Annotated in this window: 12 protein-coding genes; 7 read left to right on the forward strand and 5 right to left on the reverse strand. The window is 64.3% G+C overall.

The window, feature by feature from the left end:
- Window positions 1-216 precede the first annotated feature (216 nt).
- Genes VFG17_RS17685 through dacB form a run of 3 tightly spaced genes read left to right on the forward strand, consistent with a single transcriptional unit; the run spans window position 217 to window position 4261 of the window.
- The gene (locus VFG17_RS17685; RefSeq protein WP_325030677.1) at window positions 217-1752 is read left to right on the forward strand and encodes a permease; all 1536 of its coding nucleotides are present in this window, start codon (window positions 217-219) and stop codon (window positions 1750-1752) included.
- A complete protein-coding gene (locus VFG17_RS17690; RefSeq protein WP_325030678.1) occupies window positions 1749-2777 on the forward strand; it encodes a serine hydrolase domain-containing protein in 1029 nt (342 codons plus the stop codon). The genes VFG17_RS17685 and VFG17_RS17690 overlap by 4 nt, the downstream gene beginning before the upstream one ends.
- Entirely contained in the window at window positions 2774-4261 is a 1488-nt protein-coding gene (gene dacB, locus VFG17_RS17695) for a D-alanyl-D-alanine carboxypeptidase/D-alanyl-D-alanine endopeptidase (protein ID WP_325030679.1), read from the forward strand. The genes VFG17_RS17690 and dacB overlap by 4 nt, the downstream gene beginning before the upstream one ends.
- Here dacB and VFG17_RS17700 read toward each other — a convergent pair.
- Window positions 4242-6650 (reverse strand): penicillin acylase family protein, encoded by a 2409-nt coding sequence (locus VFG17_RS17700; protein WP_325030680.1) that lies wholly within the window; start codon window positions 6648-6650, stop codon window positions 4242-4244. The genes dacB and VFG17_RS17700 overlap by 20 nt on opposite strands.
- Window positions 6651-7041: 391 nt before the next feature.
- Here VFG17_RS17700 and VFG17_RS17705 point away from each other — a divergent pair, with 391 nt between their 5' ends.
- Together VFG17_RS17705 and VFG17_RS17710 are read left to right on the forward strand one after the other, a co-directional pair.
- Complete coding sequence (locus VFG17_RS17705; RefSeq protein WP_325030681.1) at window positions 7042-10044, forward strand: TonB-dependent receptor plug domain-containing protein; 3003 nt, start codon at window positions 7042-7044, stop codon at window positions 10042-10044.
- 81 nt (window positions 10045-10125) lie between these two features.
- Complete coding sequence (locus tag VFG17_RS17710) at window positions 10126-10494, forward strand: hypothetical protein (protein ID WP_325030682.1); 369 nt, start codon at window positions 10126-10128, stop codon at window positions 10492-10494.
- A gap of 2 nt (window positions 10495-10496) precedes the next feature.
- Here VFG17_RS17710 and VFG17_RS17715 read toward each other — a convergent pair whose 3' ends face one another.
- Both VFG17_RS17715 and VFG17_RS17720 read right to left on the reverse strand, forming a co-directional pair.
- The gene (locus VFG17_RS17715; protein ID WP_325030683.1) at window positions 10497-11726 is read right to left on the reverse strand and encodes an NAD(P)/FAD-dependent oxidoreductase; all 1230 of its coding nucleotides are present in this window, start codon (window positions 11724-11726) and stop codon (window positions 10497-10499) included.
- Entirely contained in the window at window positions 11716-12642 is a 927-nt protein-coding gene (locus tag VFG17_RS17720) for a DMT family transporter (protein WP_325030684.1), read from the reverse strand. The genes VFG17_RS17715 and VFG17_RS17720 overlap by 11 nt, the downstream gene beginning before the upstream one ends.
- 48 nt (window positions 12643-12690) lie before the next feature.
- Here VFG17_RS17720 and VFG17_RS17725 point away from each other — a divergent pair, with 48 nt between their 5' ends.
- Entirely contained in the window at window positions 12691-12984 is a 294-nt protein-coding gene (locus VFG17_RS17725; protein ID WP_325030685.1) for a YciI family protein, read from the forward strand.
- Window positions 12985-13049: 65 nt separating this feature from the next.
- Here the strand turns inward: VFG17_RS17725 and VFG17_RS17730 are convergent, their stop codons facing one another.
- Together VFG17_RS17730 and VFG17_RS17735 are read right to left on the reverse strand one after the other, a co-directional pair.
- The gene (locus tag VFG17_RS17730) at window positions 13050-14054 is read right to left on the reverse strand and encodes an aldo/keto reductase (protein WP_325030686.1); all 1005 of its coding nucleotides are present in this window, start codon (window positions 14052-14054) and stop codon (window positions 13050-13052) included.
- Window positions 14055-14076: 22 nt separating this feature from the next.
- Window positions 14077-15294: a cytochrome P450 gene (locus VFG17_RS17735; protein ID WP_325030687.1), complete on the reverse strand. Its 1218-nt coding sequence runs from the start codon at window positions 15292-15294 to the stop codon at window positions 14077-14079.
- A 208-nt stretch (window positions 15295-15502) separates the two neighbouring features.
- On the opposite strand from VFG17_RS17735, the gene VFG17_RS17740 reads away from it, so the two are divergent.
- A complete protein-coding gene (locus tag VFG17_RS17740; protein ID WP_325030688.1) occupies window positions 15503-16717 on the forward strand; it encodes a cytochrome P450 in 1215 nt (404 codons plus the stop codon).
- Window positions 16718-16733 lie beyond the last annotated feature (16 nt).

Below are 16733 nucleotides of genomic sequence, written 5' to 3' on the forward strand. Positions count from 1 at the left end.
AATGGCCGGTTCCAGATAGGCAGCTTCCAGGCCAGGATTGAGAGAAGCGGACATTCGCTGTCGCCGAACTTGACGGGCGGGCTCCGCTCGCGGAAGGATCGCACGTCCGGGGGCGGAACAAACAGATCGGGGCAAAAAAGGGTCGATGAGAGGTTTATTCCACCGCGGAATCGCGGCGTCAGAGGCTCAGGGGGCCGCCGGGCCGGGTGCCCGCGCGTGACTGTATCGGCGATTGAGGCGAATGCAGCGGCCGCGGTACTTGCCGTCGACGCGCCGGCGCTGCCTCGTGACACGCCCGCCAAACCATCGGCAAGGCGCCTGCTCGGCCTTTATCTGCTGCTCGGTTTCTCGGCGGGGCTGCCATTTTACATGTTCAATGCGGTGCTGACGCTACGTCTCGCGCGGCATGGCGTCGACATCGTGATCATCGGCTTCTTCGCGTGGATCGCGTTGCTGCCGACCTTCAAATTCGCTTGGGCGCCGCTGATCGAAAGGTACGACATCCCCGGCTTTTCGCGCTTCTGGGGGCGGCGGCGCGGGTGGATCATGCTGTCGCAGCTCGGCATTTTTGTCTCGATGGTCGCGATGGCGCTCACCTCGAGCGATCAAAGCCTGCCGCTCACCGCCTTGTTCGCGATCCTGCTCGCCTTCTGGACGACGACGCTCGAGGTCGCAGCCGATGGCTGGCGGATCGAACTCGCGCCCGGCCAGGCCGCACAGGCGCCGATCGTCGCCGCCAACCTGTGGGGTTATCGCAGCGCGATGGTCGCGGCGGGGAGCGGCGCGATTCTGGTCGCGGCCTGGGCCGACTGGACGATCGCCTATCTGGTCATCGCAGTGGCGGCGTTTGCGCCTTTCCCGATCCTCGCGGCGATGCGCCCCGAACGCGAAGGCGCGGGCGGCCGCGCCTTCGCGCTGGCGAGCGGGATCGGCGCCAGCCTGCTTATCCTGCTGATCGTCGCGCTGATCACCGCGGCGGCCGGCTGGGTCCTGCTGTCGGCCGCTGCGGGCATGGGGCTGTCGGCGAAGAGCAATGTAACGCCCGTCGTGCTGGCAGCGGCGCTGCTTCCCTTCGCGGCGCTGGCATTGGCGTTGCCGCGGATCAATCGCCTTTCCGCCGGTACGACGGCCACCATGCCCGCCTTCGCCGCGCCCTATGTCGAGCTGTTCTGGCGCTATGGCTATGCGGTGCTCGCGGTGCTCGCCTTCGTTTCGCTCTACCGCATGGGCGACGTGCTCACGCTGACGCTGTCGCATCCGCTGTGGAACGCGAAGGGCTATTCGCTACACCAGATCGGCGTTGCCGACGGCGTGGTCGCGCTGTCGGCGAGCATGGCGGGGGTCGCGCTCGGCGGCTTTCTGTCGACGCGGCTGTCGCTCGGCTGGACACTCGGTATCGGTGCGGTGACCGCCGCCGTGGGCAACTGGATCTATGTCTGGCTGTGGCACGCCGACCCGTCGGCGGTCGTCCTCTACACCTCGGTCGCGGTCGACCAGTTCGGCAACGGCTTCGCGGGCGCGGTCTTCGTCGTCTATCTCTCGATGCTGGTAAGCCCGACTTATCCCGGCGCGCAATATGCCCTGCTCTCGGGCTTCGCTTTCCTGCTGCCGCGCCTCCTCGCAGGGGCATCGGGATCGATGCAGACGCAGATCGGCTATGACGGTTTCTTCCTGCTGTCGGGCGCGCTGAGCTTTGCCGCGATCTTTCTGTTGCCCGTTGTCGCCCGCGTGAAAGGGCGCGTGCCGGCGTGACGGTCGAAGCTGTTTGCGAGGCGGCCTTCGCCCCCGCGCGCGAAGCGGTCGAAAGCGGGCGCATTCCCGGCGCAGCGGTCGGCGTGGTTGGTGCCGACAGCCGAAGTGCGGTGCAGCTGGCGGGCATGGCCGCGCTCGTTCCCGCGCGCGAGACGCTGACGCGCGATCATTGGTTCGACCTCGCCTCGCTCAGCAAGGTGATCGCGACAACGACGATGATCCTGACGCTCGCCGAACAAGGACGGCTGGGCCTCGACCGGCCGCTGACCGACGCGATCCCCGACCTGCGCCAATATGACATCGCGGGCGCGCCCGAGCGCAAGCTGACCTTTCGCGATTGCCTGATGCACCGCAGCTTCCTGCCCGCGGTCGAGCCCATCTATACCTATGGCGACGACCCGGCGCGGCTGCGCGCCTTCGTCCTTCAGCGCGAGTGGCGGCACGGACCGCCCGTCTATTCCGACATCAATTTCATCCTGCTCGGCATCGCGATCGAACGTCTTACCGGCGCGCCGTTGTCGGACTGGCCGCTCGGCGAAGGGCTCAGTTTCGGTCCGCCGCCCGGCCCGGCGGTCGCGACCGAGCATTGCAGCTGGCGCGGGCGCGTGATGAAGGGCGAGGTCCACGACGAAAACGCGTTCGCGCTCGGCGGCGCGCCGGGTCACGCGGGACTGTTCGGCACGGTCGACGGCGTGCTCGGCTTTGCGCGCGCCATGCTGCGCGGCGAAATCCTGTCGCCAGCCATGATGGCCGAGATCCGCACGGCGGGCGATCGCCATCGCACTTGCGGCTGGGAGCGCGCCTTTGCCGGATGGCACGGCGGCGATGCCTGTTCGGCAGAGACGATCGGTCATACCGGATTCACCGGCACCGGCCTCTGGATCGATTTCGAACGCGGCCTTGCCTGGACCTTGCTCTCCAACCGGGTCCATCCGACCCGCCACGCCGATAGCGGCATTGCGACCCTGCGCCCTTCCGTCGGCGATCGGGTCATCACTGCATGGGACGAACAGACGAAATCATGAACGCACCGATCAACAAGCTCGCTCTCGCCGCCGCGCTCGCGCTGTCGTTTTCGTCGGTCGCAACGCAGGCGCAGACGGCTACGAGCCCGGCGGCTGCACCGCTGCTGGCGACTGTCGAGCAGAAGCTGGCAGAAGGGCCAGCGGGTTCGCGCTTCGGCGTGCTCGTCACGACGCTCGACGGCGAGGTGCTGGTGTCGATCGCCCCCGACCAGCGATTCATCCCTGCGTCGAACACCAAAATGTTCACGACAGCCATCGCCTATGCCGAACTGCCTTTGCTGCAGCACACCGCAAAGGGCACGGGCGTGCGGCTCGAAACCGGCGCCGACGGCAAGGTCGATGTGGTGCTGCACGGGCGCGGTGACGCGGCGCTGTCGAGCGCCGACGATTGCAAGAGCGATTGCCTGCGGACGCTCGCCGATGCGGTCGCGGCGAAGACGCGTCATGTCGGCAACATCATCGGCGATGACAGCTGGTTCCCCGACGAGCGCTGGAGCCCGGGAATGAGCTGGAACAATATCCCGTCGCGTTACGGCACCGGCATATCCGCGCTGACGCTCGACGACAATGAGCTGGTGGTGAAACTGGCGCCCGGGAAAGTGGGCGCCGCGCCCGTTCTGCAAACGTCGGGCTATTACGTCATCGAAAACCGGATCGTCACCATCGCGGGCAAGGAAGAGGCAATCGAGGCCGATCGCATGCCGAACAGCCGCACCCTCCGCCTGACCGGCACCGTCGGCGCCGATGTCGCGCCGATGACGCTCCGCTATGGGATCGACGATCCCGCCCATTATACGGCGTGGCGCTTTGGCGAACTGCTGCGCGCGCGCGGAGTGCGCGTCGACGGCGATATTGCGGTGCGTCACCGGCCGCTGACCGCCGCCGACGATCCCGAAGAGCGCAAGGGCGCGCCGACCACCCTGCCCCCCGAACCCGCCATGCTTGCCGAATTGCCCGCGTCGTCGCTCGCCGAAAATATGGTGCGGATCAACAAGGAGAGCCAGAATCTCCACTCCGAGCTGATGCTGCGGCGCGTCGCGCGGCACGCGGGCAGCGGCTCGATCGCTGACGGGCAGGCGGTGATGCGAAAGATCATGACCGGGGCGGGCGTGTCCGAGGCAGGCTATCACTTTGCCGACGGGTCGGGCATGTCGAGCTATAACCGCCTCAGTCCGCGCGCCGCGGTCGGCCTGCTCGGCTGGATCGCACGCCAGCCATGGGGCGCGGCGTGGCGCGAGACGCTGCCGATCGCCGGACGCGACGGGACCCTGCAGAACCGGTTCAAGGGCACGATCCTTGAAGGAAAATTGTTCGCGAAGACCGGCTCGCTCAACGCGTCGCGCGCGCTGTCGGGCTATCTCATGACGCGCGGCGGCGCGACGCTCATCTTCTCGGCGCTGGCGAACGACATGCCCGAGGACACCGATAGCGAGGCAACCGCCGCAGTCGACCGCGCGCTGGTTGCTATCGCCGAGGAGCTTTAGCCGCCGGCGTCAGGATCAGCCGCGCGGCGGCGTGCCGTTCGACAGCCCCCTTGCTGAACCACAAGGGCTGCATGTCGCCCGCGATCCATCTGGGATAGAAATCGCGATAGAGCGGCGAGCGCGGATCGGCCGACTGGCCGGGGAGCAACAGAAAGCGACTATTGTCCCACGCCCCGACGTCGGCGACGAAGAGATAGCTGGCGCCGTGCGAAACGTCGAAGCCGCGTTTGGCGTTGAAACCGCGCGCCATCGGCGTGTTCCAGTCGCCGCCCGAACGGCCACCTTCGATTCGCGGGAAGGCGGCGGCGATCGCCGGGTTCGACGACGCCAGCGGATGGGCGATCGTCACACGGTGAAGGTCGCCCCAGCGCCAGCGCGCGGGATCGGGGCCGGCCAGCTCGACCGCACGCTTCCAGCCCGCCGCCAGCGCGCCATCGATCATCGCATCGCGCGCTGCCACGGGATCGTCGCCGAGGCGCTTGTCGGGTGAACCGAGGATCCGCAGCATTTCGGACAGGTTGACCGAGGGGATCAGGTCGCGTGCAGCCGCAGGAATGATCCGCTCGTAAAAGGCCGTCGACAGCGATGCCATGACCATTTCATAAAGCAGGGTCGCGGCGCTATCAGCCTCGATCCCGCAATTCCAGCGGTGGAGCATCGCCGCAGCGCCGGCGGCTTCGAGCGACGGGGCGGCCGGAAGCAGCTTGACGATCGCGCGTGCGGGGAGCGACTGGATATCGTGCTGAAGCGCGATGCTGTCCTCGATCCGGTGCTTCGGCTGGGCACGCAAGACCTCGGCGCAGCGATCGTAACGAAAGGGGTCGCTCCAGCTGAAACTGATGATCCGTTCGCGATAGGGATAATCGGGCGGCAGGTTCATCTGGTTCGCCGACGCGAACCAGCCTTCGTGCGGATTGTAGACGTGCGGCATATCCTCGACCGGCAGGATGCCCGTCCAGTCGAACGACCCGTCGCCGGGCGCCGGAAACAGCCCGTCGTGCCTCGGCCGGCGCGGTACAAAACCGATCGTCTGCCAGCCGGTGTTGCCGTCGACATCGGCATAATGGAAATTGGTCGGCGAAACGTGAAGCTTGAATGCCTTGCGGAGCGACGCCCAGTCTTTTGACAGGTTGATCGCGATGATCGCGAACCGCATGTTCGCACCGGGCAGCATGTTGACGGTCGCCAGGGCGACAGCCCGTTCGCGTGCCGCATCCTCGGACACGACCGGACGGCCGTCCGCATAGCGCAGGATCACGCGCTCGGCCGACGCATCCTTGACGGCAATCACCTCCTCGAACGTCTCGAACGCTTTCCATTCGCCCTTGTGCCAATAGCGGCCGGGATCATCTTTTTTGGTGCGGAGGACGAAGAGGTCGGTCTGATCGATGTGGAAATTGGTGCGGCCGAAGGCGAAGCGGTCGGTATGGCCCTGCATGATTCCGGGCAATCCCGGCGCGCCAGCGCCGATGACGTCGAGCCCCGGCGCGGTCAGATGGACCATGTGCCGCGGGCTCGACCCGCCGATGCCGAGATGCGGGTCATTGGCGAGAATCGGCCGCCCGGTCGCGCTGCGCGACGGTGCGACGGTCCATGCGTTGCTGCCGAGTGCAAAGCGCTCGGCATTGCGCGCGGCGGGGTCGAGCTGCGTTTCCTGGATCGGGGCGAAGCTCGCGGGCCGGTTGGCAGGGTCGAGAATACCGAGATCGGCTTCGCTCACCGCCGCGACGTCGAGCCCTTCGGGGATGGTGAAGGACCAGGCGGGGCGCAGCGGCATCATGAGCTGGTCGGCGTCGAGCAGGCCGCGCGCCTGAAGCTGTGCGCGGCGCACCTCGTCGTCGGCATCGCCCATGCTGATGCCGCGGTCACGCACGAGATCGCGCACATCCCAGCGCAACGGACTGATCCCGAGGATGCCATATTCAAGCGGCAATTGCGCCGGATCGGCTGCGAGTTCGTCGATGCGGGCGTTGACGCCGGCGACATAGCCGCGCGCGCATTCGAGGACGTCGCGCGGCAGCGCCGCGAATTCGGCGTCGATGTCGCCGCGATAAAGGAAAAGTCGCGCCGCCCTGTCCGCCGCGATAAATCGTGGGCCGAAAGCTTCAGCCATCCGCCCCATGTCGCGGCGGTGATCCATGTCGATCTGGAAGAGCCGGTCGCGCGCGACGAGGTAGCCCTGTCCGAAAAAGGCGTCGTGCAACGACGCGGCGCGGACGTGCGGCACGCCCAGCTCGTCCTCGATCACCTCGATCGGTGCCCGCGCGCCCGACAGCCGGACCGACCGCGCTGTGCCCATCCCTCCCGTCACCTTGGGTTTTGCCATCAGGTTTGCCGGCATCGCGACGAAGGCGGCGGAAGCCAGCAGGAACGCACGGCGCTGGATCAACAAGGGCCCTCCAATATCTAAAAGGCATAACGAACGCCGACCCTATCGCACCTCGCCGCGGCGCGGCCATAACAAGCGGGTCACGTCCTATAACTGCAAGCTATCCAGCTTTGCGGCAAGCACTACCACAGCATCATTCCTTAAGGCTATATATCCATAAATTCAGGTTATTAGGGTAGTTGTTGACCTGCCGAAAGCACCCTGTAACCTCACCGTCATGAAACCGACCTGGGCCAGCCTTGTGCGTGGCGGCCGCGGGTACGGTGCGACGCTTATCATGAATATAAAAGGGCGGAGCAAGGCATCCGCCAGATGGTCAGGTTGGACATAGGCAAGCCGAGCCGGAAACACGCCTCGGGGCGTGCGGCTCGGGCAATAGGGGACTGCTGATATGCGTGATATGGAACATGTTCGTGGGCCGCTGGGCCGTTTCGGCGCGGCGATGACCGCACTGGCGCTGGTGCAGGCCGCACCGGCACTGGCGCAGGAGGAAGCCTCCACTGCCGACAGCACCGAAGCGGCGCTGGCCGACCAGATCATTGTCACCGGTTCGCGCGTCGCGCGCGACGGCTTCCAGGCCCCGACCCCGCTGGTCGTTCTGTCGCAACAGGACATCCAGAACACCTCGCCGTCGAACAATATCGCCGATTTCGTCAACCAGCTTCCGCAACTCGCCGGTTCGACACGCCCCGCCAACTCGCGCCTCAATATTTCCAACGGCTCGGCGGGCATCAACGCGCTCAACATGCGCAACCTCGGCGAAAGCCGGGTGCTCGTTCTCGTCGACGGCCGCCGTTCGGTGGGCTCCACGATTTTCGGCTGGGTCGACATCAACACCATCCCGCAGGCGCTGGTGGATCGGGTTGAGGTGGTAACCGGGGGTGCATCGTCGGCCTATGGTTCCGACGCGGTCACCGGCGTCGTCAATTTCGTCCTCAACAAAAAGCTCGAGGGGCTCCGCATCAGCGGCGACATCGGCCTCACCGACAAAGGCGACGGGTTCAACTATTCGGGCAGCGTGGCGGGCGGCCTATCCTTCGCCGACGGCCGCGGCCACGCCGTCTTCAACGCCGAAATCGCGCATCAGGACGGCATCTACGAGATCGATCCGAACGACCGGCCGTGGAACCACCGTGGCTATCTGGCCTTTCAGAACCCGGACTATGTGGCGGGCAACGGCCTCCCCCAATTCATCACCTTTCGCGAGAATGCCGGCCAGACGAATCAGGCGCCCGGCGGCTTCATCACGGGTTCGGTGGGCAACAATAATGCGCTGCGCGGCCTGTATTTCGGCCAGAATGGTCAGGTCAATCAGTTCAACTATGGGTCGTTCAACTCGCCCGCGCTGAACAGCGGCTCCGCGGTGACGCGCACCGTCGGCGGCGACTGGCGCCTCAACGATTCGGGCCGCCGCATCGGCCTGAACCCCAAGGACGATCGCTGGGGCGTCTTTGGTCGCCTCAGCTATGAGGTCGCCGACGGCGTCGAAATCTTCGCCGAAGGCTCGTATAACCGGCAGGAAGTCTTCTTCAACGCCGGTCCCAATCTGGGCTCGGCCACGCTCGGCACGGTCGGTTGCACGGTCGTCCCCGTCCCCACGACCTGCAACGCCTTCGCGCTGCAGACGCTGGGCGCGGCGCGGCTCGCGGGCGTCGACAGCGTGAGCATCACGACCACCGCGGCCGACCTGCCGTTCCGCGGCATCAACAACAAGCGCGAGGTCCAGCGCTATGTCATCGGCGCCGAGGGCGAATTCGACGCGTTCGGCAAATCCGCGCGCTGGGACGTCTATGGCCAATATAGCCGCTCGGATCTGCGCGAGCAGCTCCGCAACATCATGCATGTGACCCGGATGCGAGACGCTACAAACGCCGCCTTTGCGCCGGCCGGAAACGCGGGCGGCTACGCGACCGGTTCGATCCAGTGCCTGATCAACGTCGATGCGGACGCCAACAACAACGATCCGAACTGCGTGCCACTCAACCGTCTGGGTATCGGCGTCGCCGACCCGGCGGCGATCGACTATGTGCTCGGAGACCCTTATCGCAAGCAGGTGATGGAGCAATATGTCGCCGGCGCCAACCTGTCACTGACACCCTTTGCGACATGGGCAGGCGACGTGAGCATCGCGATCGGCGGCGAATATCGTGAAGAGAAGATTCGCGGCAGCGTGCCGGAAGAATTTCAGCCCGCCCGCAACGCCGACGGGACGACGTCGAACCGCTGGTCGGTCGGCAATTATCTGCCGTTCAAGGGCAGCTATAATGTGAAGGAAGCCTATCTTGAGACCGTGGTCCCGCTGGGCCTTGGCCTCGAATTCAACGGCGCGGTGCGCGCGACCGATTATTCGACCTCGGGCTATGTTACCACGTGGAAGCTTGGCGCGACTTGGGCGCCGATCGAGGATATACGCTTCCGCGTCACGCGGTCGCGCGACATTCGCGCCCCCAACCTCAACGAACTGTTCCAGGCGGGCACCGCCAACAGCGATTCGGTGCGCAACCCGGCGTTCGTTCAGGGCGACCCGACCAGCGGCCCGCAATTCTTCCCCTATTCGGGCCTGACGACGGGTAATCCGGACCTGAAACCGGAAAAGGCCGATTCGTGGAATATCGGCGCGGTGGTCACGCCGCGTTTCCTGCCCGGCTTCAGCGCATCGGTCGATTATTTCCGGATCGATCTGGAAGATGCCATCGATACGATCTCCGCACAGGAAATCGTCAATCGCTGCGACGAAGGAAGACAGGAATATTGCGACGCGATCACCGAGGATCCGGCGCGTGAACAGCCGGGTCCGCCGCGTGTTCCCTATCTGCTGATCCGCAGTCAGCCCTTCAATTTCGTCAGCAAGCTGGTGCGCGGCATCGACTTCGACGTTGCCTATCGCTTGCCGGTCGGCGGCGAAAGCAGCGTCACGCTGCGGGGTAATGCGACGCGCTATATCGAGAATCTGTCGGACACCGGCATTGCCGGCGTGACGCCGGTCAATACCGTCGGCGCGGTCGCCACCCAGGCCAGCACGCCGAAGTGGATTTTCCGCGGCAGCCTCAATTACGAAACGCCGGCCTTCTCGGGTACGGTTACCGGCCGCGGCGTCAGTTCGGGCAAATATCTGGCGAATGCCATCGAATGCACGAGCGGCTGCCCGACCTCGACCAGCCAGGCGCCGACCTATGACAACAACCACGTCAAGGGCACTTTCTACGTCGATCTCAACCTGACGCAGAAGGTCCGGATGAAGAGCGGATCGCAGGCCGAACTCTTCTTCAACGTGACCAATTTGTTCGATGCCGATCCGCTACTCCTGCCCGAAACCGGTCTGGCTGCGGCCAGTACCTATTCGGATCTCCTCGGCCGGCAGTTCCGCGTGGGGATCCGGTTCAGGACGAAATAACCTGAACCGGCAAGAGCCCGCTGCCAATTTCGCGTGACAACAGGCTGCGAACCGCTGCGCGCCGGAATCAAGGTGGTGGCCATGCGGGCGCTTCGCTCCGCAAGATCGCGAAGGAAGCGGGGGCACACCACCGTCGCGATCGCCGATTATTTCGAGGACAAGGAAGCGACAGTCCGCGCGATCATCGAACCGATGTTCGACGAATTCGACGAAATGCTCGATCCTGGCGGCGAGGTCGAAGACATACGCAAACGCTTCCGGCGGCGGGCCGACCGCCTGAGCTCGATCGGCGATGGCTGGATGATGTGGCTACCCGTCGAGCCCGAACGCTCCGCCCCCGAAGGAGGCGAAGCGTTGATCTATCCGATCAGGGTGCGGCTGTCGCGGCGGTCGTCACTGGCCGATTGCGGAATGTCGGCTTTTCGTTCGAAGTCTGCAAAAGCAGACTAGTACTACAGTGAGTTTGACAGCAATTCCTTCAGCGGCCTTTCGATGTCAGCAAGCTGCTCCGCAGTTGCCTGCAGCCCCGCGGTGACGATCATCCGGCCCTGGACGTAGTCTTTCGTCGCGTTGACGCAGTCGATCGCAATGACCGTTCCGGCCTTCAGATAGATGACCGAGAAGCTGCGCGAGACAGGATCGCCGCGCAGGACCGCTTCGTCATGCCCCGTCGACAGCCCGGCGGTCTGGAGCTTGAGATCGTATTGGTTCGACCAGAACCAAGGGATCGCATGATAGGGCGCTTCATCGCCGACGATGCCCTTGGCGACGACATTCGCCTGATCATTGGCATTCTGTACCGATTCCAGCCGGATCACTGCGCCCTCGGCATAGTCGTTCGCGTGCGCTGCGCAGTCGCCGATCGCATAGATGTCGGGCAGGCTCGTCTTGCAGAGCTTATCGACAAGCACGCCGTTTCCGCCCTCGGCGCCGGCCGCGATCAGCGGTTCGACCGCGGGGACAATGCCGATCCCGACGATGACCAGATCGGCGGGGACCACTTCGCCGTCGGCCAGCCGCACGCCGGTGACATGATCGACGCCCTCGATCGCCTCGACCCGGACGCCGAGGCGGATTTCGACGCCATGCTCGCGGTGTTCCTTCTCATAGAAGCGCGAGAGATCCACTCCCGCAACGCGCGCGAGGACGCGGTCCAGCGCTTCCAGCAGCACAACCTTCTTGCCCGCCTTGTTGAGCACCGCCGCGGCCTCGAGCCCGATATAGCCGCCTCCTATGACGACGATCTGCCTCGCGGACTCGGACGCCGCCTTCATCGCATCGGCGTCGGCGCGCGTGCGCACACCCTGGACGCCGGGCAGGTCGCCGCCGGGGATCGGCAGCATCCGCGGGGATCCGCCTGTCGCCCACACCAGCTTTCCGTAGCCGATCGTCTCGCCGCCATCGGTGGTCACCATATGCGCGACGGGATCGACGCGTGCGACGCGCTTGCCGAGCAGCATCGTCACCTCGCGCTCATCCCAATATTTCGCGGGACGCAACTGGATGCGCTCGAATTCCTTCTCGCCCGCAAAATATTCCTTCGACAGCGGCGGGCGCTCGTACGGAAACTCCGGTTCATCGCCGATGATCGCTATGCTGCCCGCAAACTTCTGCGTCCGAAGCATCACCGCAACCTGCGCGCCGCCATGCCCCCCGCCAACGATCAAGATATCATAAAACATGTTCATTCTCCCGATCAGCGTTCGTGCCGCGGCCGCGCAGTTGAAGGAGCGCAAGTGCGGCAACGATCATGAAGGCCCCGATAAGCTGCATGCCGCCCATAGTTTCGTCGTAGAGCCCCCAGCCGATGATCATGTTGAGGAGCGGAAAAAGAAGGATACAAAGGCCGCCGAGCACGGGCGCCACACGCGGCATCGCGAACACGACGAGCCCCTGCCCGAGCACCTGCGCGGCGACAAGCAAGGAGATCGGCCACCATGTGACCGGCACAAGCTGTCCCGGGAGCGCGAAGGGCGCGATGCACAGAAAGCCTGCCGTCGTACTGATCGCGTGAACGGTCATCGGCTTTACCGATCCGGGCATACGCATGATCACCACGAAGTAGCCCGTGAAAAGAATGGCTGCGAGCAAGGCCAGCAGATCGCCGCCGGCCGTATCGTGCGATAGCGAGACGGACGGGCCGAGCAGGAAAAGGAGACCTGCGGCCGACAGCGACAGCGCTGTGAGTACCGCGCCGCCCGGCCGCCTGCGTTCCGTGACCACGGCGATCCCCGCGACAAAGAAGCTACTGAAATTTCCGATCAACGCGCAATTGGCGAGCGACGTCGAGAGAGCCGACGCGTTCATCACGAGCGTTCCGGTTCCGTATAGGCACCCCGCAGCGGCGATCGCAGCCAGCAGCGGCTTCGCCAAGCGGCTCGGGCGGTCGGCGCCCATGCCGACGACGAGTGCAAGCATGGGGATAGCGAGGCCGAGCCGCCAGAATGCAGCACCACTGGCCCCGATGTCGGCCAGGCGGACCATCAACGGGCCGACCGACAATAAACTTATGCCCGCTATCAGCAGCACGAGGTTAGAATAATTTCTATCGTACCTGCTAGTTTCTACGATATTTTCGTTTGCAAACTGCTTCTTCACCTGAAATTTTCCTCATAAATAGAGCAGTATTACGAGAAAGGAAGAAGGTTGTTCTTTATTTTCCTCGGCACGGACAATCCGGACTGTTTCGATCTGCGTCGCGATACGAAGAGCCGTCATAGCGCCTATCTCGACGCGGCCACGGGCAGCGTCGCGGTGCTGATGTCCGGCCCGACGCTCGACAGCGAGGGTCGTGAGGCGGGAAGCGTCATGATCCTCGAGGCGCCGGACACGAAGAGCGTCATCGGCTTCTTCGAGACCGAGCCCTATCACCTCGCCGGACTCTTTGGTGCGACGGACGTGCGGGCTTGGAACTGGAAGCGCGGCAACCCTTATCTATGAGGGAGGTGGAACTGCGGGGCACCATGCCCCGCAGTTTCTGCCCCTCCCCAGGGGTAGCGTCGGGCTTAGCGGCCAACCTGCTCCAGCTGCGCCTGCGAATAGCGATTGCCGGCGGTGCCACCCACCGGCGCGGCAGCTTCGAGCTTCTCCATCTGCGCGGCGCTCAGTTCGACGTCGGGCGCAGCATAGCTGTCCTCGACTTCGACGACTTTCTGCATGCCGGGAATCGGCGCAATGTCGGCGCCCTTGTGCAGCAGCCAGGCCAAGGCGATCTGCGCGCCGGAAACCCCGATTTCCCCGGCGACTTCCATCACCGCGTCGACCATGCGCAGGTTTTTCTCGAAGTTGCCGGGCGTGAAGCGCGGGTCAAAGCCCGACTTGCGCAAATCGGTCGGGTCCATATTCTCGGTTGAACGGATCTTGCCCGTGAGGAACCCGCGGCCGAGGGGAGCAAAGGGAACGAGGCCAATGTCGAGTTCGCGCAGGACCGGCAAGATGCCGTTTTCGATGTTGCGTTCCCAAAGCGAATATTCCGACTGAACCGCAGTAATAGGGTGGATGGCGTGCGCCCGGCGAAGTGTGTCCTCGTTCGGCTCGGACAGGCCGAGGTAGCGCACCTTCCCTTCCTTCACGAGGTCGGCCATCGCGCCGACCGACTCCTCGATCGGGACATTCGGATCGGTGCGGTGCAGATAATAGATGTCGACATAATCCATCTGCAGCCGGTCGAGCCCCTCTTCAAGCGCCTTGCGCGCATTGGCGGCGGAGCCGTCCTGACCGGTGACCGAACTGCCGTCGGGCGCGTAGGTGAAGCCATATTTGGTGGCGATGACAAGTTTGTCACGGCGCCCCTTGGCGGCGCGGCCGACCTGCTCCTCACTCAGCCAAGGGCCGTAGCATTCGGCGCTGTCGATCATCGTCACGCCGAGTTCGATGGCCCGGTCGAAGATATCGACCACCGTTTCGTCGGGAACCTTGCCGTAGCTTCCGAGCGGCGTTCCCGAAAGCGGCGAGCAACCGAGGCCAAGCGCGGAGACTTCGAGCTCGGGCCCGAGGTTGCGATATTTCATGTCATCTCTCCTTCAACTTTTATCAGGGACGTACAGTGATCCTTAGCGGCAGCGATTCTAGCGTGCGCAGCGCGTTGGTCGGACGATAAAGCGGCGCGCCCGCGGGTTCGAAGCCAGCCACCCGTCGGGCGAAGGCGCCAACGAGGCAATCGGCCTCGAGCCGCGCAATCTGTTGTCCGACGCAGACATGGACGCCGCGCCCGAGCGCCAAGTGCGCGCCCGCCGACATGCGTTCGATCCTGTAGCGATCCGGATCTTCGAACTTCGCCGCATCGCGGTTGGCGGCACCCATGAAATAGCCGATCTTGCGGTCGCCCTTCAGGCGGACACCATTCAGGACAATGTCTTCCTTCACGGTGCGGAACACGACCTGCGCCGGTGCCTCGTGCCTTATAGCCTCCTCGAAAGCGGCCATCGATCGGCTCGGGTCGCGGTGAACGATCGCATATTGATCGGGATTTTGGGCGAGCTGATTGAAGGTGAAGCCGAGGCCCGCGATGGTCGTGTCGACGCCCCCGCGTATGAAGCTGCGCACGAGGGGAGCCGCGATGCCGGCCGGAAGGTCGCCAGCGTCTTCGGCTTCGAATATTTTCTCGGCAAATCCTCCGGGAATCGCGCCCTCCCGCTGGAAGGCCGCTTCATATTGTTCGAACCACGGCTCGGCCGCCGCCACCGAGGCCTTGGTGCGTTCGTTGTTCGGACCCATCTGGTTGAAGTTCATCTGCCCGACGAGCAGGAAGGCCTCAGCCGGGATCTTGACGCCAAGGACCGAGGGAAAGACCGAAGCGACAAAAGGTTCGACGAGATCGCGTACCCCGTCGAATTCGTCGCGCGAGACTACACGAGCCACGAGTGCCTCGGCCTCCTCGGCAAAAGCCTGCTTCCACCCGCGAAGAACCGCCGGCGACAGTATGCGGTTCATCGCCCGCCGAATGGCCGTATGTTCCGGCGGATCGACCTCGCTGATCGGGCTCGGCGTGCGCCAGGCATCCGGGCGCCGTATGTCGGCCATCGCCATCCCCGCCCGTGAATGGAATCGCTCATAGTCGGACGCGACGATCTCGGCTTCGGCATGATTGCCGACCGCATAGATATCCCACGCAGCCAGATAGGCGACCGGCCCCGCGGCGCGAAGCTCGTCGAAAAAGGGATAGGGATCGAGCAGCACGGACTCGGAGAAAGGGTCGGTTGCCAGCGTCGCCGGTTCGCGCGCCATGACCTCCTGCTCTGCGACATCCATAAATTTCTCCCTCTCGTTACCGGGCCAAAGCAGGGCAGCGCCCCGGCCTCATCTTGGATGATTGGCTACACGATCATTGTTTCACCGTAAATGGATTTTTTTGAAAACATCGATTAAATCGTTGACGAGCAAGTTTCCGAAAAATATATCACTCCCTCGACAGCCAGCAGGCGGCCCCGGAGACAGGGGAGAAATTCGGAGAGAGACGATGGCCGATTCCAGTGCACCCGAGCAGTTTCCGCCGCGCCGCGACCCGCGATGCCCGATGCGTCCGCCGGCATCGCTGATCGAGAAAAACGATCTGCCGCTGACGAAGGTCAAGCAATGGGACGGGCTGGAGCCTTGGCTCATCACGAAATTCGAAGACGTGCGCGCGGTTCTCAATGACCGGCGGTTCAGCGCCGATCCCCGCAAGCCGGGCTATCCCGAAAAGACCGAGGCCTATGGCGCGAGCGTTGGCCAGGATCGCAACCTGCGAACGATGGATCCTCCCGAACATGGCGAGCAGAAGCGGATGCTCGTTCGAGACTTCACCATCAAGCGTGTCGAGGAAATGCGCCCGGCGGTACAGAATCTCGTCGATACGCTGATCGACAAAATGATCGCCAAGGGTGCGCCAGCCGATATCGTCACCGATTTCGCGGTACCGATCCCGACGATGGTGATCTGCGAGATCCTCGGCGTTCCCTATGAAGACCAGGACTTCTTCAAGGAAAATACCGAAGTCTGCATGTCTTCCGACCGTCCCGCGAGCGAGGCGCTCGCAGCCGCCGATGCACTGTCCGATTATCTCGACAAGCTCATCGACGTGAAGGATGCCAATCCCCAGAACGATCTCCTCTCGAGGCTGGTGATCGACGAGTTGCGCACCGGAAAGACCACGCGCAAGGACGTCGTCGAAATGGCTCGACTCGTGCTGATTGCGGGCCACGATACGACCGCGAACATGGTAGCGCTCGGAACGCTCGCCCTCCTGACGCATCCCGATCAGGCAGCGGTGATGCGCAGCGACCTCAGCCGGGCGGAACTCACGCTCGCGGTGCACGAACTCTTCCGCTGGGTGAATGTCACCCACACCGGCCGCCGCCGCGTCGCGACCGAGGATGTGGAAGTCGGAGGGCAGTTGATACGCGCCGGCGAGGGCGTGATCGTCATGACGAGCATAGCCGACCGCGACGAGCGTGTTTTCCCGGACTCCGACAAGCTCGACCTGCGGCGCAGCAACGCGCGCACCTGCATGGCATTCGGTGCCGGCGACCATCGCTGCATGGGGGCCTATCTCAGCCAGACCGAGATGGAGATCGCCTTCGGCACGCTCTGGAAACGCCTGCCGTCACTCAAACTGGCGGTGCCGTTCGAAACGCTGAAATTCCGTGAAGAGGGCGTGGTCTACGGCGTCCATTCGCTGCCCGTCAGCTGGTAGCAGGTGGGTCCGGGGT

The organism is Sphingopyxis sp. (assembly GCF_035686825.1).
In the GTDB taxonomy this organism is placed as follows: Bacteria; Pseudomonadota; Alphaproteobacteria; order Sphingomonadales; family Sphingomonadaceae; genus Sphingopyxis.

Bases quoted from the DNA above. Each gene is read 5' to 3' on its own strand.
- VFG17_RS17730 (WP_325030686.1), bottom strand. From the start codon at position 14,054: ATGAAATATCGCAACCTCGGGCCCGAGCTCGAAGTCTCCGCGCTTGGC.
- dacB (WP_325030679.1), top strand. From the start codon at position 2,774: ATGAACGCACCGATCAACAAGCTCGCTCTCGCCGCCGCGCTCGCGCTG.
- VFG17_RS17735 (WP_325030687.1), bottom strand. From the start codon at position 15,294: ATGGATGTCGCAGAGCAGGAGGTCATGGCGCGCGAACCGGCGACGCTG.
- VFG17_RS17715 (WP_325030683.1), bottom strand. From the start codon at position 11,726: ATGTTTTATGATATCTTGATCGTTGGCGGGGGGCATGGCGGCGCGCAG.
- VFG17_RS17740 (WP_325030688.1), top strand. From the start codon at position 15,503: ATGGCCGATTCCAGTGCACCCGAGCAGTTTCCGCCGCGCCGCGACCCG.
- VFG17_RS17710 (WP_325030682.1), top strand. From the start codon at position 10,126: ATGCGGGCGCTTCGCTCCGCAAGATCGCGAAGGAAGCGGGGGCACACC.
- VFG17_RS17705 (WP_325030681.1), top strand. From the start codon at position 7,042: ATGCGTGATATGGAACATGTTCGTGGGCCGCTGGGCCGTTTCGGCGCG.